Below are 13,992 nucleotides of genomic sequence, written 5' to 3'. Positions count from 1 at the left end.
ATTAACTAATAATAAGAAAAAACTGATACCACGAATTATCCTACAGAAGATAATAATTATCCCAATCAAATAAACATTCCAGTAAAAATTAAACCTATTTTTATTAAGCCTAACTATCGATGATATTCCCCATTATTCCTTGAATAATCTGATAGGTAAATTAAACAGGTATGGGTTATTGTTATCCTTATTGCAGAAATGATCTGGAGCAAGTTATGACGTCAATGCCACATACCCTTCTCATTCTGAACGGTAAGGGGTCCGGTAATCTTGATGTTCGCGATGCAGTCAAAAACTTGCGTGAGGAAGGCTTAACTCTTCATGTTCGTGTCACTTGGGAACAGGGTGATGCAAAACGTTATGTGCAAGAAGCTACCACCTTGAAGGTTGATACTATTATTGCCGGTGGCGGAGATGGCACCATCAATGAAGTGGTGACTGCGCTGATGGCATTGCCCGATGCTAACCGCCCCAGTTTGGGTATTTTGCCACTAGGCACTGCCAACGATTTTGCCACCAGTTGTAATATCCCACTGCAAATAGAGAATGCATTGCAATTGGCGGTCAAAGGCCGGGCCGTTGACATCGATTTAGCGCAAGTAAATGGTGAACACTATTTCATCAATATGGCCACCGGTGGCTTTGGTACCCGCATCACTACCGAGACTCCCGACAAGCTCAAAGCGGTGCTCGGCGGTGCTTCTTACTTTATTCATGGCCTGATGCGCATGGATACGATTAAAGCCGATAGCTGTGAAATCCGTGGCCCTAGCTTCGAGTGGTCCGGTGATGCTTTGGTGATAGGGATTGGTAATGGTCGGCAAGCCGGTGGCGGGCAACCTCTCTGCCCCGACGCGCTGATTAATGATGGTCTGCTGCAATTACGTTTGCTGATTGCTGAAGAGTTACTGCCCGCCTTTCTCACCAGCGTGTTTAGTGGTGAAAAAAACAAAAATGTGGTTGAGACAATGCTACCTTGGCTCGAAATCACTGCGCCACATGAAATAACCTTCAATCTGGATGGTGAACCGCTTTCAGGAAAACATTTCCGCATTGCAGTCATCCCTAATGCCATTCAGTGCCGTCTTCCCCCCAATTGCGAGTTATTAGGTTAATCCCCTACATGGGCTAGCAGTGGTTAGCCCATGATTATTCTCGATTTTATTAACCTATTTTCTTACATCCGCCGCCCGTTCTATTCCCATACTGTCTTGGGCTAGTATCCCTTTCACACCAAAAACTTTCATTTCAATTCAATTTTCTTTCATTTATAAACTTCACTTTGAAAGGTTTACCTTTCAAAGTGTGATCCATATGCGATAAATAGATCTAAAAAATGATTATGGTAGTGCACATGGCGACAGACAAGATGATGGAGTTCATTCTGATACCTCAGCATTTTGCAACCGCTTTAATAAGCGGTATCTTAAATTTCCATTCATAACAGATAGTTATAAGTGGATTCATAAAAACAGCCATAACCTCGATTACAGGAGAAGAAGAATGATTGAACTTATAACCCATGGAGCCGAGTGGTTTATCGGACTCTTCCAAAAAGGGGGAGAAGTTTTTGTTGGAATGGTCACCGGGATTTTACCTTTATTAATTAGTTTGTTGGTCATCATGAATGCCCTGATCAAGTTTGTCGGTCAGGACAGAATTGAACGATTGGCTCAACGTTGCGCAGGTAACCCTGTTTCTCGTTATCTGTTACTGCCACTGATCGGTACCTTTGTATTCTGTAACCCGATGACACTAAGTCTCGGACGCTTTATGCCAGAAAAATACAAACCAAGTTATTACGCAGCCGCCTCTTACAGCTGTCACTCAATGAATGGTTTGTTCCCACACATAAACCCGGGTGAGTTGTTCGTCTTCCTCGGTATAGCCAGTGGTTTAACCACTCTGGGCCTGCCATTAGGTCCGCTGGCGGTGAGCTACTTCTTGGTTGGGTTGGTCACCAACTTCTTCCGCGGCTGGGTTACTGACCTGACGACCTCTATCTTCGAACGCAAGATGGGTATCCGTCTGGATCGTACCGTACAACTTTAATAGGTCAGTTAACTTTTAATGTCAGTTAACGGCAGACTGTGTGGAGCAGATCATGAGTGAATTTATCCGGATTGAAAAAGGCGAAGGCGGCTGGGGTGGCCCACTGGTATTGCCAATCGTCCCCGGTAAAAAAATTGTTTACATCACTGCCGGTACCCGCCCGGCCATTATTGACCGCATCAGTGAACTGACTGGCTGGGAAGCGGTAGATGGATTTAAAGAAGGTGAACCACCAGCAGCAGAGATAGCGGTTGCTATCATCGACTGCGGCGGAACCTTACGTTGTGGTCTTTATCCAAAGCGCCGCATTCCGACAGTCAATATCCATTCAACCGGTCAATCTGGGCCAATGGCGCAATACATACTGGAAGATATTTATGTCTCTGGTGTGCGTGAAAAAAATATTCAGAAAATCAGTGGAACCGACAATGCCACAGCCGCCGTTTCAGCAGTAGAACCGGTTGAAACCCAGCCAAAAGCGGCGGAGACAACCTCGGCTAAAGGGGGGCGTGATTACGACACCAGCAAGAAAATCACTGAGCAAAGTGATGGTTTGCTGGCAAAAGTTGGGATGGGCATGGGCTCTGTGGTTGCCGTCTTCTTCCAGTCAGGCCGCGACACTATTGATACGGTGCTGAAAACTATCCTGCCGTTTATGGCCTTCGTGTCAGCATTAATCGGCATCATCATGGCCTCCGGTTTAGGTGATTTTATTGCTCACGGCTTAACACCGCTGGCTAGCAGCCCAATAGGGTTAGTGCTCTTGGCATTGATCTGTTCCTTCCCGCTGTTGTCACCGTTCTTAGGCCCAGGGGCCGTTATTGCGCAAGTTATCGGCGTATTGGTTGGGGTACAAATTGGTTTGGGGAATATCCCACCACAATTGGCCCTGCCAGCGTTATTTGCGATTAATGCTCAGGCGGCATGTGACTTTATCCCGGTGGGCCTGTCTCTGGCCGAAGCGAAGCAAGATACCGTGCGGGTTGGGGTTCCATCCGTACTGGTCGGCCGCTTCCTGACAGGGGCTCCAACAGTATTGATTGCCTGGGCCGCATCAGCCTTTATTTATCAGTAAGACTTAGGCAATCGGCAAGAGCATAACAAGGATTTTCGGTAATACATTCAACGGTTAAGGATGTACGTATGAATACTATTTATCAGACAACCATTATCAATATCGGTGATAGCGCCCGCGAGGCGCTGTTGGATGACATGCTCATCACCTTCCGCGAAGGGGCACCTAAAGATATTGAAGAGTTCTGTTTTATCCACCAGCACAGCACCACCGATGGGGAATTACAGGCAGGCAACATTATGGAACTGGCACAACAGCGTTATGTCATCACCGCGGTAGGTGAAGTTGCCACCCAGAACCTACGAGAACTGGGCCACGTCACTATTCGTTTCAATGGTGACGAGCAGCCTGAGTTTCCCGGCTCCATTCATGTTATTGGCCCGACACCCAGTGATATTCCAGTCGGCAGTGCATTGAAATTTATTCGCTAATTTATTTATTAATTTATCCCCAAAGTTATTGAAGTCGCAGCATAGCAATAGTTCTGGATCACTGACTCGCACCAGTGATTCGGGGCTTACACAGCTGCAGCTTCAATGACCAAGGGTATTGGAGGTGTATATGACACAAGTAGCAGTAGTTATCGGTGGTGGGCAAACTCTGGGCGCATTCTTGTGCCACGGTCTGGCCGAATCAGGTTATAAAGTGGCGGTTGCTGACTTAAATTCAGATAACGCGCAGTTAGTTGCCGACCAGATTAATGCCAAGTATGGTGCTGGCAGCGCGCAAGGTTTTCAGGTGGATGCCACCAACGAAAACAGTGTGCAGATGCTGGCAAAAGCCGTCGATCAAAGCTTCCACCAAACCAATTTATTGGTTTATAGCGCGGGTATTGCCAAAGCGGCCCCGATCACTGACTTCCCTCTGGATGATTTCGACCGTTCACTCCAAGTAAATCTGGTGGGCTATTTCTTATGTGCTCGTGAATTCTCCCGTTTAATGATTCGTGATGGTATTGCCGGTCGCATCATCCAAATCAATTCTAAATCAGGTAAAGTGGGCAGCAAACACAACTCCGGTTACAGTGCAGCGAAATTCGGTGGTGTGGGTCTGACACAGTCATTGGCACTGGATTTGGCAGATTACGGTATCACCGTGCATTCACTGATGTTAGGCAATCTGTTAAAATCGCCGATGTTCCAGTCACTTTTACCGCAATACGCAGCTAAATTGGGCATTATGCCAGAAGAAGTTGAAAAGTATTATACCGATAAAGTGCCACTAAAACGGGGTTGTGATTACCAAGATGTATTAAACACCCTGCTGTTCTATGCCAGTGATAAAGCGGCCTACTGTACTGGCCAATCAATCAATATCACTGGTGGGCAAGTGATGTTTTAAATATTGACTCAAGGTTTTTGGTGTTACAGCGAGCACCACTGTAACACCAAGGGCGAAGAGTAAAAGGGGCAAAATATGACACCAACATCCGCACTAATCACCGTTGTTATTATTGCCTGGGTACTGCAAATTTTGCTCGGCTGGTGGCAAATCAATCGGTTTAACCGCGCTTTTGACCGGTTATGCCAGCACAGTAAATCAGTTGGCGTTGGCCGTTCTGGTGGTCGATTTAAACCCAGAGTGGTGATGGCACTGGCTTTTGATGAAAATATGCGCGTCAGTGACAGCATGATCATGCGGGGAATCAGTGTTTTTGCTCGTCCACGTACATTAACGCACCTTCACGGTTTGCATCAGCAGGATTTAATCCCGGATGTGATCTTCCCTACGGATACAGCATGTCAAACTGCACTATCATTAGCGATTAAACCGAAATCATGATATTTTCACAATGAAAGTTATTCTTTTTCATGTGAAAGTTATGCCTGAAAAAGAGGCAATGGAAATACTTGAGCAGGAATCGTTATGAAACCAAAGCAGCGACAAGTCGCTATCCTGGAATATCTCCAGCAACACGGTAAAACGGCCGTCGATCAACTCGCCGCCCATTTTTCGACTACGGGTACCACTATCCGCAAAGATTTAACCAGCCTTGAAAATGAAGGGGCGGTCATTCGCACCTACGGAGGGGTCGTATTAAATCGCGATGATGTTGAGCAACCCATTGATCGTAAAACGCATATTAATACTGAAAAGAAAAAACAGATCGCCAAAGCTGCCAGCAAATTGATTAAAGACGGTGATAGTTTGGTTTTTGATGCGGGCAGTACGGTGCTGCAAATGGTGCCGCACCTGACAAAATTCAACAATATTACGGTGATGACCAATAGCCTGCATATCGTTAATGAATTGGTCGAGTTGGATAACGATCAGACCATTTTGATGCCAGGCGGTACTTACCGTAAAGGCTCAGCCTCTTTTCATGGTAGTCTGGCTGAGTCTGCTTTTGATAAGTTTAGTTTTGATAAGCTGTTTATCGGCGCGGATGGTGTTGATCTTAATGCTGGTGTCACCACGTTTAACGAAGTTTATCATGTCAGTACCGCAATGTGTCACGCCGCCAGTCGCATCATCCTGCTCGTTGACTCTTCCAAATTTGGCCGTAAAAGCCCGAATGTAGTTTGTGCGCTGAATATGGTTGATACCCTGATTACCGATAAAGGTATTAGCGACGAATATTTGCAGGAACTGCAGAAAATGGGCATTAACATCATTCTGGTTGATAAAGATGACTAATCCACTGCTTACCTATGCCCGTGAAACCCTGGAAATTGAGCTAACCGAAGCTCAGCGCTTGTTATCCCGTTTAGATGATAATTTTGTCCGAGCCTGTGAATTATTATTGGCCTGCACTGGCAAAGCGGTTGTTTCCGGTATCGGCAAATCCGGCCATATTGGCAAAAAAATCGCTGCCTCACTGGCCAGTACCGGCACCCCAGCCTTTTTCGTTCATCCTGCCGAAGCATTGCACGGTGATTTGGGCATGATTGGCCCGCAGGACGTGTTGATTTTTATCTCTTATTCAGGCCGCGCCAAAGAGCTGGATTTGATTCTGCCCTTGCTGGCCGACAGTCACATTCCGGTGATTGCAATTACCGGGGGCAAAGAGTCGCCATTAGCGCTCGGTGCCGCCTGTGTGTTGGATATCAGTGTTGAACACGAAGCCTGCCCAATGGGGTTAGCGCCAACATCCAGTGCAGTCAATACCCTGATGATGGGGGATGCGCTGGCGATGGCACTCATGCGCCATCGCGGTTTCAATGCAGAAGATTTTGCCCGTTCACATCCCGGTGGCAGTTTGGGTGCGCGGTTGCTTAACCGAGTTCATCATTTAATGAGAACCGGTGATCGTTTGCCGGTGGTCAATGAGTCTGACAGCGTGATGGAAGCCATGCTGGAGTTAAGCCGCACCGGGTTAGGGCTGGTCGCTGTATGCGATCCAAATCAACGGGTGGTGGGAGTATTCACCGATGGTGACTTGCGCCGCTGGTTAGTCAAGGGGGGGACTTTACAGCAACCTCTTACCGGGGCAATTACCCGACCGGGCTACCGGTTGCCAGAACAGTGGCGCGCGGGTGAAGCACTGGAAGCCCTGCACCAACATCATATTAGTGCGGCCCCAGTGGTGAATCTGGATGGGAAGTTAGTCGGTGCGATCAACCTGCATGACTTGCATCAGGCCGGAGTCGGCTGACTCCTCCTTCCAATCATTGGAGCATGATAGTGGCAGTTAATTATCATGCTCCGACGATTAACTAGTGCCAGTTAGGATCTTGTTGTAGCTGCTGTTTCAACATGGCCTGCACCTTCTCATCAGGGCGGCCCAGCCACTGATGGGTGGCAAACTGGCTCGGGTTATCGAGAGCTTGCGGCTTGTCATCCACAGAGACTCGCATCCCCCACGCCTGCCAGCTTTGTTTTTTATCCCGACTAAATGCCACCCACATAAAGTTATTGCTGCAATCATGGGGTTTACAGATACGCCCCACTTTATATTGCTGCCCTTCCCAGTTGATGACCTCATAAGGCCCGGACGTCCCTACCCCTTTACGCGCCCATGCGGGTAGATTTTTCTGGCTTTTCACCATTTTTTGCCAACTATTTTTATAAACAGGCTGTTGCAGAAGGTCGGCGGTGGTCGGAAGAGGTTTAGCTGGTGCGGTCTGAACAGGTGCTGATGCCACTGAGGTAGCCGGCTGTGCCATAGTCCAGGAGCTGGCACTGAGTATTGCTGCAGCAACAAGACAATGGAGGGTGTGATGACCTTTCATTATCGAAAATCCTTATTATCTGATTAGTCTACTCGCCGGGCCTTGAACTAGCCTCTGTGCAATGAATTTGCAGGCGTGATATTAGTTTGCATGTCTAGGACCGCTAACTGGCGAAAAAGTTGATCCATAGCACGAATTTTCATCCTAATTCTCGTTATAGCGCAATCTGTATGACAGCTTAAGGTAAGCTATAAACCAGATATCAATGAGCCGAGGAATATCTCGGCTATAAACTCCCGATAAAGGCCATACCATGTTAACCCTTGAGTTACCCGAAGCCCCCGAGAAGCTGTATTACTCCGCCGAGGATGCCCATCCGCTGGACAAACTTGAGAGCGATAAAATCGTCCAAATGGTGATTGACCTGGATGTCGCCAACTCTGACAGTGAACACTATGTCACTGGTTGGATGGGGCTAAATAGTGTGGTCGTGGTGCGGAATTATCAGAATAAACGCGGAACGGCTAATGGTTTTGTGGTCAACATGGGGGATCGCTATCGGCTGAGCATTCAATCGATTGAATTTCGTATCCCCAAAATGGTGCTGTGGATGAGTTTTCGCCGCAAACCGCGCACTATGGAGTTAATCACTTACGAAACTCTGGGCGATCAACCCAGTGGTATGCAGCAATATCGCAATATTCTCGAGGAGGAATTGCGGCATCAGTTGGATAATGATTGGCGCGCATTGAATGACTATCTGGGGGCCGCCTGCTGGCAGTTAGAAAATAATGCCCCACTGTGGCAGCAAGCACATCAAGAAATCACCGGCGATGTTATTAACCAGCTCGTCGCCGCCCCCATTTTCAAGACTAAACATTTACAAGCTGACGGGGATTACGCCGGTTTTTGGGCGGGAGATTACTTTTTTGCCATTAGGCAGCCAACAGCAGAAAATCCCCTACCCGCAGTACAAATTTCCTGGCGGGAAGATGAAAAAGATATTGGCAGCTATCAGTTCGACCTCATAAAGGACGAAGCTGGCGAGCCAAAACTGTCACTGCGCATTCGCCCACGTAAAGGTGCTGACAGTTATCTGCTTAACCGGTTTGATGCTCATCATCTGCAACGTGCCATCGCCATGTTTACAATGACACAGCGCTATTTGCTGGCACAGAAAGCGGAATAGCACTCATCCAATACCAAGTCAGTGATTCGGGCGCATGAGCGCCGCTAACACCGCAGCAGTGTCAAGGGCGCAGGATATATCCAAAATCATTGGCATTGCGGCAAGGCAGCAAGCGAAAAAGTCCCGATGAGCTTACTTGAGTAAGTGATTCGGGCGCATGAGCGCCGCTAACACCGCAGCAATGTCAAGGATGAAGGATATTACCACCATTGATGAAAATGATGCACCGGCCCAATCCCCTGCCCCACCTCAAGGGTATCGGCTTGCTCCAGTGCCCCTTGTAAGTAATGTTTGGCGGCATTCACGGTATCGGCCCAATCTGCGTGTCGTGGCCGTAATGCTGCCAGTGCTGCCGATAAGGTACAGCCCGTGCCGTGGGTATGCCGGGTTGCAACCCGACGAGTCACAAAACGCTGTTCACTGTGGGGGGTAAACAGCCAGTCTGGGCTATCTTCACCACTCAAATGGCCCCCTTTCATCAGCACTCCCTGACAACCTAAAGCCAACAGCGCTCGCCCTTGTTCACACATCTCTTGCTCATCATGTGCTGGCTGGCAACCCAGTAATGCCGCAGCTTCTGGCAAATTAGGGGTAATCAAGGCAACCTGAGGTAGCAGCAGCCGACGCACGGCATCAACTGCCTCTGGTGCCAGCAGTGGATCACCGCTTTTGGCGACCATCACGGTATCCAGCACCACAAATGGAATCGGGTAGCGACGCAGTTGCGTGGCAACAATATCCACAATATCCGCATTAGCCAGCATGCCTATTTTGGCGCTATCAATGCGCACATCACTGAGGACCGAATCTAATTGAGCCGCAACAAACGCGGGTTCGATGGGATAGACCGACTGTACGCCACGGGTATTTTGCGCCACCAATGCGGTGATCACTGTGGTGCCGTAAGCTTGTAATGCTGAAAAGGTTTTTAGATCCGCCTGAATACCTGCGCCACCACTCGGGTCAGTTCCAGCAATGGTGAGTGCATTTATGCGCGTCATGAATGCGTCCCCGCAGATATATCAGCAGGCAAGATGGCCAATGGTGCGGTGTGAGTGGCAACAACTGAAGAAAAAACGGCAGGTTGAACGTACATATTCCTCCTAACCGGCGGTCAAGAAGACGGTACCCTGCGATACCGCGACTTCCCTACGCTGGCATAATCCAGATCAGGTAATACGGGTAATATCTCAGCCATGCCACTGTTTGTGGCAGGCACCCCGAGTCAGAATTGTTATTATCACGGGCAGATGGTAGAAGATCAATCCTGTATTAGTTATCCCAATGATCAATTTCACAGACGTAGGCAAACCACAGCATGAGTATCAAGATTCGACCGTATCAAGAGAGTGACCGCCCATTTTTACGCACCTTGTATTTGGCAGCACGTCGGGCAACTTTTAGCTGGTTGGATGGGGAGCGTTTTCGTCTGGAAGATTTTGACCGCACCACTCTTGGGGAGACCATTTTGGTCGCTATCGACGGTGATGAGCACCTCGGTTTTGCCTCCATATTTATGGAAGAGAGTTTCCTGCATAATCTGTTCGTTGATCCGAAAATGCAGCATCGCGGGGCGGGAAAAGCATTATTGCAGGCGGCACAAGAGCTATTTACCACTCATGGTTCATTAAAATGTTTAGCAAAAAACCAGCAGGCACTGGCTTTTTATCAAAAAAACGGCTGGGTACCGATTGCCACCGGTAGAAGCAATGACGGTGACTATATTTTAATGCATTGGCATAATGAAAAGATTAAATAATTTTACATCTGTATAGGATAAAACCCAGATAAAAGCCTGAATAGTAAATTTGAATTTATTCAATACAATAGATTTGTGATTCAGTCAATTTTAAAAGGACTATTTATGGGCCCTATATCAAACATACCGAACCTTACAACAACGCATATCACTCAATTGAATAGTGTATCATCAGAAAAAAACAACCACAGTGAAATATTAGAAAGCAGAAAACATGCAATAGACCATATTATAAGTTCAATCAGTCACTCTTTGACTCCTCAATTCGAACCAGAAGACACAGTTGGGAGGTTAGGTGATAGAAAAGTAATCCAGCTTAACTCGGTTAAATTAGAAAGTGGTGAGGAACAATATTACGTCAAGGCAAATATGGAAAAAACACAAATTTCCAACTTCATGAGTAACGATGCAACATCATTTAGATTCAGTCAGTTAGATACAGACAATAGTCAAATAGATAAGGTGGTCTTTATTTTTGACTCTAATGTTTCTTATGACACCATCCCATCGAACAAGAGACTTTTCACCTATGACACACGAGTTGAAAATGAAATACATTATATATCCTGTGGTGGAGGAGTACGTTTTAATTTAAATGAAGAAAGACTTAGCTCTGACATAATAAATAAAAAAGCACATTCACTAAACAACATAATATTAAACTCAGAAAACAAGTCAAACCTGATCATGCAATTACGAAACTGCGTATCCAACAGCTTACATTGCAATAATGAACAGGCAGTGAAAATTAGCAAAGAATTCCCTAATTTTTTTGATAGTATGAAGAATGTAACACCAAATTTGCAGATAAATGCTCATAAACTGGCGAACGAACTTGAAAAGAGTAATTAACGAAAACTCATAAGGGAGCTGAGGCTCCCTTATGTTTTTATAAATAATGAGCGAAATTACTCTCCGCGCAATGTTTTGACATCATCAGCTTTGATATTCAGTGCCGGTTGCCCAAACTGCTGCAGCAAATAATTACTCAAACTCACCACCTGTTCATCCGTCAATGTGTTTGCAAAACCAGGCATAAATACTGCGCCATCATTCGTTTTACGCGATACACCGTGGAGAATCACATTAATCAGATTATTAGGTGCCGACGCCCCGACCACCGAATTCTTCATCAGTGAAGGATAGTAACCATCCTGTACACCCTCACCGGTAAAACCATGGCAAGAAGCGCAATTCCCTAAATACAAACGCGCACCCTCGGTGTTGTTATCTGCTGTGAACGGCATGCCGCGTAAAGTATTAACACTGGTTGCGGGCTGCCCCCAATCTGAACGACTCTTAGTTTCATCATCTGGATTCAATGGTTTCAAGGTGCGCAGATAAACTGCCATCGCATTCAGATCGCTATCGGTTAAGTGGCGAGTACTATTTTCAATCACTTCCGCCATTGGCCCCGCAGCCTGAGCTTTGCCGTCAACATGGCCGCTACGCAGATATTGCACAATCTGCTCCTGGCTCCAGCCACCAATCCCGGCATGAGGGTCTGAGGTAATATTGAATGCCGTCCAACCATCAATCTCAGTACCCGCATAGGCTTTGCTGTCTTTCATGCCCATGGTGATATTTCGTGGCGTATGACATTCACCGCAGTGCCCTAGCGCCTCAACAAAGTAAGCGCCCTGATTCCATTGTGCATCTTTGCTGCTATCAGGTTCGAAGCGCTGCCCGTCGAAGTTCACCAGATTCCAGAACCATAATCCCCAGCGCTGATTGAATGGGAACGGCATATCATTTTCACGATTTGGCTGATGCACTGCTGGCAAGCTAAACAGATAAGCTTTGATCGCTTTGACGTCATCATCCTTTAGCAAGGTGTAGGAGGTATAAGGAAATGCCGGATAGAGATTTTCACCATTTTTCCCTTTCCCTTCATGCAATGCGCGCAAAAACTCTTCATCGGTCCAACTACCAATCCCGGTTGCTTTATCCGGGGTAATGTTGGGTGAATACAGTGTTCCCATCGGGGTTTTAAATGCCAATCCACCGGCAAAAGGTTTGCCGTCTTTGGTGGTGTGGCAGGCCACGCAGTCAGCGGCTTTGGTCAGATACTCACCACGCGCAATCAAGTTAGCGTCAGCGCTGGCATACCCGCTGGCGGCACATCCCAATGCAAGAAGCAGCAATTTCACTGAGTGACCCAGGGTTAGTTTTTTCATCTTACACCTCGGCCTTTAATGTTTCAGCGATGCGCAAAGAGAGCGCGGCAATCGTCAAGGTACAGTTCACTGACCCCACAGTTGGCATCACACTGCTGCTGGCGATAAATAAATTTTTATGGTCATGGGTGCGGCAATCACTGTCTACCACTGAATCTTTCGGATCATTACCCATGATGGTGGTGCCGGTAATATGATTATTGTTGGCGAAATTATTGTGGAACTGAACTTCAGTGCCGCCCATTAACCTTGCCGCCTCAGCATAAACTTGCTGGGTATGCACCGCACTTTTGCGAACGTAATCATCCATTGCATAGTAAAATTCAGGTTTGGGAATACCGATAGCATCTTTCTCTGTCGCACTGGGGATAATACGATTTTCTACATGCGGCAAAATCTCGTGGAAGCTATCGAACTGCACAAACCGCGCCGCACGATCCCGAATTTTAGCGTCCAGTTGCGGCCCGAGCTGCAAATCCCCTTGAGAAAGTAACTCGATAGTGACTTGATCAGTGCGCGACAAGTTAGACAGATGAATTTTTTTCGCCGCATATTCAGATCGAAACGCCCCATCACGAAAGCCAATCAACGAGGTCATTTCCTGCGGGCCACGCCCCGGCCATAGCGGCTCACTGGCCATAAAGGTGACACCGGTACCCGGATGGTCCATCAGATTACGACCCACCATATCCGAGCTATTCCCCACGCCGCGTGGGTTTTTATCACTGGTGGACATCAGCATCAGTTTTGGAATCTCAATGCCATTGGCCGCCAGCACAAAATACTGACCTTCGGCGCGATGTTCATTACCTTGCGCATCCTTAAACAGTGCAGCGGTAATTTGCTGCTGATCATTCACTTCCAGTTTATAGACCACTGCTTGTGGACGGACGATAGCCCCGGCACGCTCGGCCTTTTCTACATGGGTGATGCCGTTGTACATGGCACCGATCGGGCAAATTGGCATGCAATTATTATTGCCACAACAGGTCGGGCGGCCATCGTAAGGACGGCTGTTACGAGCAACCGGTTCGGTTACCACATTAAAATCACTGCCATTAAAACTGTGGCTGTTTAATACGGTTTTGATGCGCTGCTCATTCCACGATAGTGGCAACGGGGCCATCGGATAAGGTTCGCTGCGCGGTGAGCCTAAGTCTTCATCACTCGGCCCCCAGACACCGAGCTCTTGTTCGGCGCGGAAATACCACTTTTCCAGTGCGGCATATTCAATCGGCCAGTCGCGACCCACGCCATACACGGTTTTTAGCTTGAAATCGTTCGGCAAAAAACGCCATGCCGATGCGGCCCAATGCCAGGTGGTGCCACCAACCGCACGGATATACTGCACATCGTACGGATGTTCGCCCTTTTGAATCAGATAGTTATTATTAGGATTAGATTCTGGGTGAGGGGCATAGGATGTTGAAGGGTAAGGAGCCATATTGTCTGATTTATCAGGCTGATTGCGGAAATTTTCTACAATTTCCCAGCGAGAAAGGCGCGGGCCCGCTTCTAAAATCAAAACAGACTTCCCTGCCATCGCTAATTGGTGGGCGACTAAGCCACCTGCAACGCCCGAGCCAATGACGACGATATCCGCCTTTAGTGTGTCAGCCATAAATGTA

At 47.5% G+C, this 13,992-nt stretch carries 15 protein-coding genes and 1 riboswitch; of the genes, 11 read left to right on the top strand and 4 right to left on the bottom strand.

Annotated elements, in window-relative coordinates:
* Positions 1 to 224 precede the first annotated feature (224 nt).
* From yegS to gutQ, 8 genes are all read left to right on the top strand, one after another.
* Positions 225 to 1,115 (top strand): lipid kinase YegS, encoded by an 891-nt coding sequence (gene yegS / locus FTA96_RS05635; protein WP_072078622.1) that lies wholly within the window; start codon positions 225 to 227, stop codon positions 1,113 to 1,115.
* Between the two features lie 388 nt (positions 1,116 to 1,503).
* Complete coding sequence (srlA, locus tag FTA96_RS05630) at positions 1,504 to 2,052, top strand: PTS glucitol/sorbitol transporter subunit IIC (RefSeq protein ID WP_032910718.1); 549 nt, start codon at positions 1,504 to 1,506, stop codon at positions 2,050 to 2,052.
* A gap of 52 nt (positions 2,053 to 2,104) precedes the next feature.
* On the top strand, positions 2,105 to 3,127 hold the full coding sequence (gene srlE / locus FTA96_RS05625) for a PTS glucitol/sorbitol transporter subunit IIB (RefSeq protein WP_050107977.1): 1,023 nt from the start codon (positions 2,105 to 2,107) through the stop codon (positions 3,125 to 3,127).
* 68 nt (positions 3,128 to 3,195) lie between these two features.
* Positions 3,196 to 3,558, top strand: coding sequence for a PTS glucitol/sorbitol transporter subunit IIA (gene srlB, locus FTA96_RS05620; RefSeq protein WP_050122928.1), 363 nt, complete (start codon positions 3,196 to 3,198; stop codon positions 3,556 to 3,558).
* A gap of 130 nt (positions 3,559 to 3,688) precedes the next feature.
* On the top strand, positions 3,689 to 4,468 hold the full coding sequence (gene srlD, locus FTA96_RS05615; RefSeq protein WP_145573318.1) for a sorbitol-6-phosphate dehydrogenase: 780 nt from the start codon (positions 3,689 to 3,691) through the stop codon (positions 4,466 to 4,468).
* A gap of 75 nt (positions 4,469 to 4,543) precedes the next feature.
* Complete coding sequence (gene gutM / locus FTA96_RS05610; protein WP_050107981.1) at positions 4,544 to 4,909, top strand: transcriptional regulator GutM; 366 nt, start codon at positions 4,544 to 4,546, stop codon at positions 4,907 to 4,909.
* Positions 4,910 to 4,993: 84 nt separating this feature from the next.
* On the top strand, positions 4,994 to 5,764 hold the full coding sequence (gene srlR / locus FTA96_RS05605) for a glucitol operon DNA-binding transcriptional repressor SrlR (RefSeq protein WP_050107983.1): 771 nt from the start codon (positions 4,994 to 4,996) through the stop codon (positions 5,762 to 5,764).
* A complete protein-coding gene (gene gutQ, locus FTA96_RS05600) occupies positions 5,757 to 6,722 on the top strand; it encodes an arabinose-5-phosphate isomerase GutQ (protein ID WP_050317987.1) in 966 nt (321 codons plus the stop codon). The genes srlR and gutQ overlap by 8 nt, the downstream gene beginning before the upstream one ends.
* A gap of 61 nt (positions 6,723 to 6,783) precedes the next feature.
* Here gutQ and FTA96_RS05595 read toward each other — a convergent pair whose 3' ends face one another.
* Positions 6,784 to 7,299 (bottom strand): inhibitor of vertebrate lysozyme family protein, encoded by a 516-nt coding sequence (locus FTA96_RS05595; RefSeq protein WP_050107987.1) that lies wholly within the window; start codon positions 7,297 to 7,299, stop codon positions 6,784 to 6,786.
* 253 nt (positions 7,300 to 7,552) lie between these two features.
* Between FTA96_RS05595 and FTA96_RS05590 the strand changes: the two genes are divergently transcribed.
* A complete protein-coding gene (locus FTA96_RS05590; protein ID WP_050107988.1) occupies positions 7,553 to 8,428 on the top strand; it encodes a hypothetical protein in 876 nt (291 codons plus the stop codon).
* A gap of 200 nt (positions 8,429 to 8,628) precedes the next feature.
* Here the strand turns inward: FTA96_RS05590 and thiD are convergent, their stop codons facing one another.
* Positions 8,629 to 9,429, bottom strand: a complete 801-nt coding sequence (thiD, locus tag FTA96_RS05585) for a bifunctional hydroxymethylpyrimidine kinase/phosphomethylpyrimidine kinase (RefSeq protein WP_050122935.1) — start codon at positions 9,427 to 9,429, stop codon at positions 8,629 to 8,631.
* Between the two features lie 128 nt (positions 9,430 to 9,557).
* A riboswitch (TPP riboswitch) is annotated at positions 9,558 to 9,661 on the bottom strand.
* Between the two features lie 85 nt (positions 9,662 to 9,746).
* Here thiD and FTA96_RS05580 point away from each other — a divergent pair.
* Both FTA96_RS05580 and FTA96_RS05575 read left to right on the top strand, forming a co-directional pair.
* Positions 9,747 to 10,187, top strand: a complete 441-nt coding sequence (locus FTA96_RS05580) for a GNAT family N-acetyltransferase (protein WP_050107991.1) — start codon at positions 9,747 to 9,749, stop codon at positions 10,185 to 10,187.
* 105 nt (positions 10,188 to 10,292) lie between these two features.
* A complete protein-coding gene (locus tag FTA96_RS05575; RefSeq protein WP_145573316.1) occupies positions 10,293 to 11,039 on the top strand; it encodes a hypothetical protein in 747 nt (248 codons plus the stop codon).
* Positions 11,040 to 11,095: 56 nt separating this feature from the next.
* On the opposite strand, the gene FTA96_RS05570 is transcribed toward FTA96_RS05575, so the two are convergent.
* Both FTA96_RS05570 and FTA96_RS05565 read right to left on the bottom strand, forming a co-directional pair.
* On the bottom strand, positions 11,096 to 12,364 hold the full coding sequence (locus FTA96_RS05570) for a cytochrome c (RefSeq protein ID WP_186372853.1): 1,269 nt from the start codon (positions 12,362 to 12,364) through the stop codon (positions 11,096 to 11,098).
* 1 nt (position 12,365) lies between these two features.
* Positions 12,366 to 13,985, bottom strand: coding sequence for a GMC family oxidoreductase (locus tag FTA96_RS05565; protein WP_050135114.1), 1,620 nt, complete (start codon positions 13,983 to 13,985; stop codon positions 12,366 to 12,368).
* Positions 13,986 to 13,992: the final 7 nt, after the last annotated feature.

Origin of the sequence: Yersinia alsatica (assembly GCF_902170305.1) — a bacterium.
Lineage (GTDB): Bacteria > Pseudomonadota > Gammaproteobacteria > Enterobacterales > Enterobacteriaceae > Yersinia > Yersinia alsatica.
This window is presented reverse-complemented; position numbering and strand designations above follow the sequence as displayed.

Excerpts from the sequence above, each read along its gene's own strand:
- FTA96_RS05575 (WP_145573316.1), top strand. The coding sequence starts at position 10,293 with ATGGGCCCTATATCAAACATACCGAACCTTACAACAACGCATATCACT.
- thiD (WP_050122935.1), bottom strand. The coding sequence starts at position 9,429 with ATGACGCGCATAAATGCACTCACCATTGCTGGAACTGACCCGAGTGGT.
- srlB (WP_050122928.1), top strand. The coding sequence starts at position 3,196 with ATGAATACTATTTATCAGACAACCATTATCAATATCGGTGATAGCGCC.
- srlA (WP_032910718.1), top strand. The coding sequence starts at position 1,504 with ATGATTGAACTTATAACCCATGGAGCCGAGTGGTTTATCGGACTCTTC.
- srlE (WP_050107977.1), top strand. The coding sequence starts at position 2,105 with ATGAGTGAATTTATCCGGATTGAAAAAGGCGAAGGCGGCTGGGGTGGC.
- FTA96_RS05590 (WP_050107988.1), top strand. The coding sequence starts at position 7,553 with ATGTTAACCCTTGAGTTACCCGAAGCCCCCGAGAAGCTGTATTACTCC.
- FTA96_RS05570 (WP_186372853.1), bottom strand. The coding sequence starts at position 12,364 with ATGAAAAAACTAACCCTGGGTCACTCAGTGAAATTGCTGCTTCTTGCA.
- gutQ (WP_050317987.1), top strand. The coding sequence starts at position 5,757 with ATGACTAATCCACTGCTTACCTATGCCCGTGAAACCCTGGAAATTGAG.
- srlD (WP_145573318.1), top strand. The coding sequence starts at position 3,689 with ATGACACAAGTAGCAGTAGTTATCGGTGGTGGGCAAACTCTGGGCGCA.
- srlR (WP_050107983.1), top strand. The coding sequence starts at position 4,994 with ATGAAACCAAAGCAGCGACAAGTCGCTATCCTGGAATATCTCCAGCAA.
- FTA96_RS05580 (WP_050107991.1), top strand. The coding sequence starts at position 9,747 with ATGAGTATCAAGATTCGACCGTATCAAGAGAGTGACCGCCCATTTTTA.
- gutM (WP_050107981.1), top strand. The coding sequence starts at position 4,544 with ATGACACCAACATCCGCACTAATCACCGTTGTTATTATTGCCTGGGTA.
- FTA96_RS05595 (WP_050107987.1), bottom strand. The coding sequence starts at position 7,299 with ATGAAAGGTCATCACACCCTCCATTGTCTTGTTGCTGCAGCAATACTC.
- FTA96_RS05565 (WP_050135114.1), bottom strand. The coding sequence starts at position 13,985 with ATGGCTGACACACTAAAGGCGGATATCGTCGTCATTGGCTCGGGCGTT.
- yegS (WP_072078622.1), top strand. The coding sequence starts at position 225 with ATGCCACATACCCTTCTCATTCTGAACGGTAAGGGGTCCGGTAATCTT.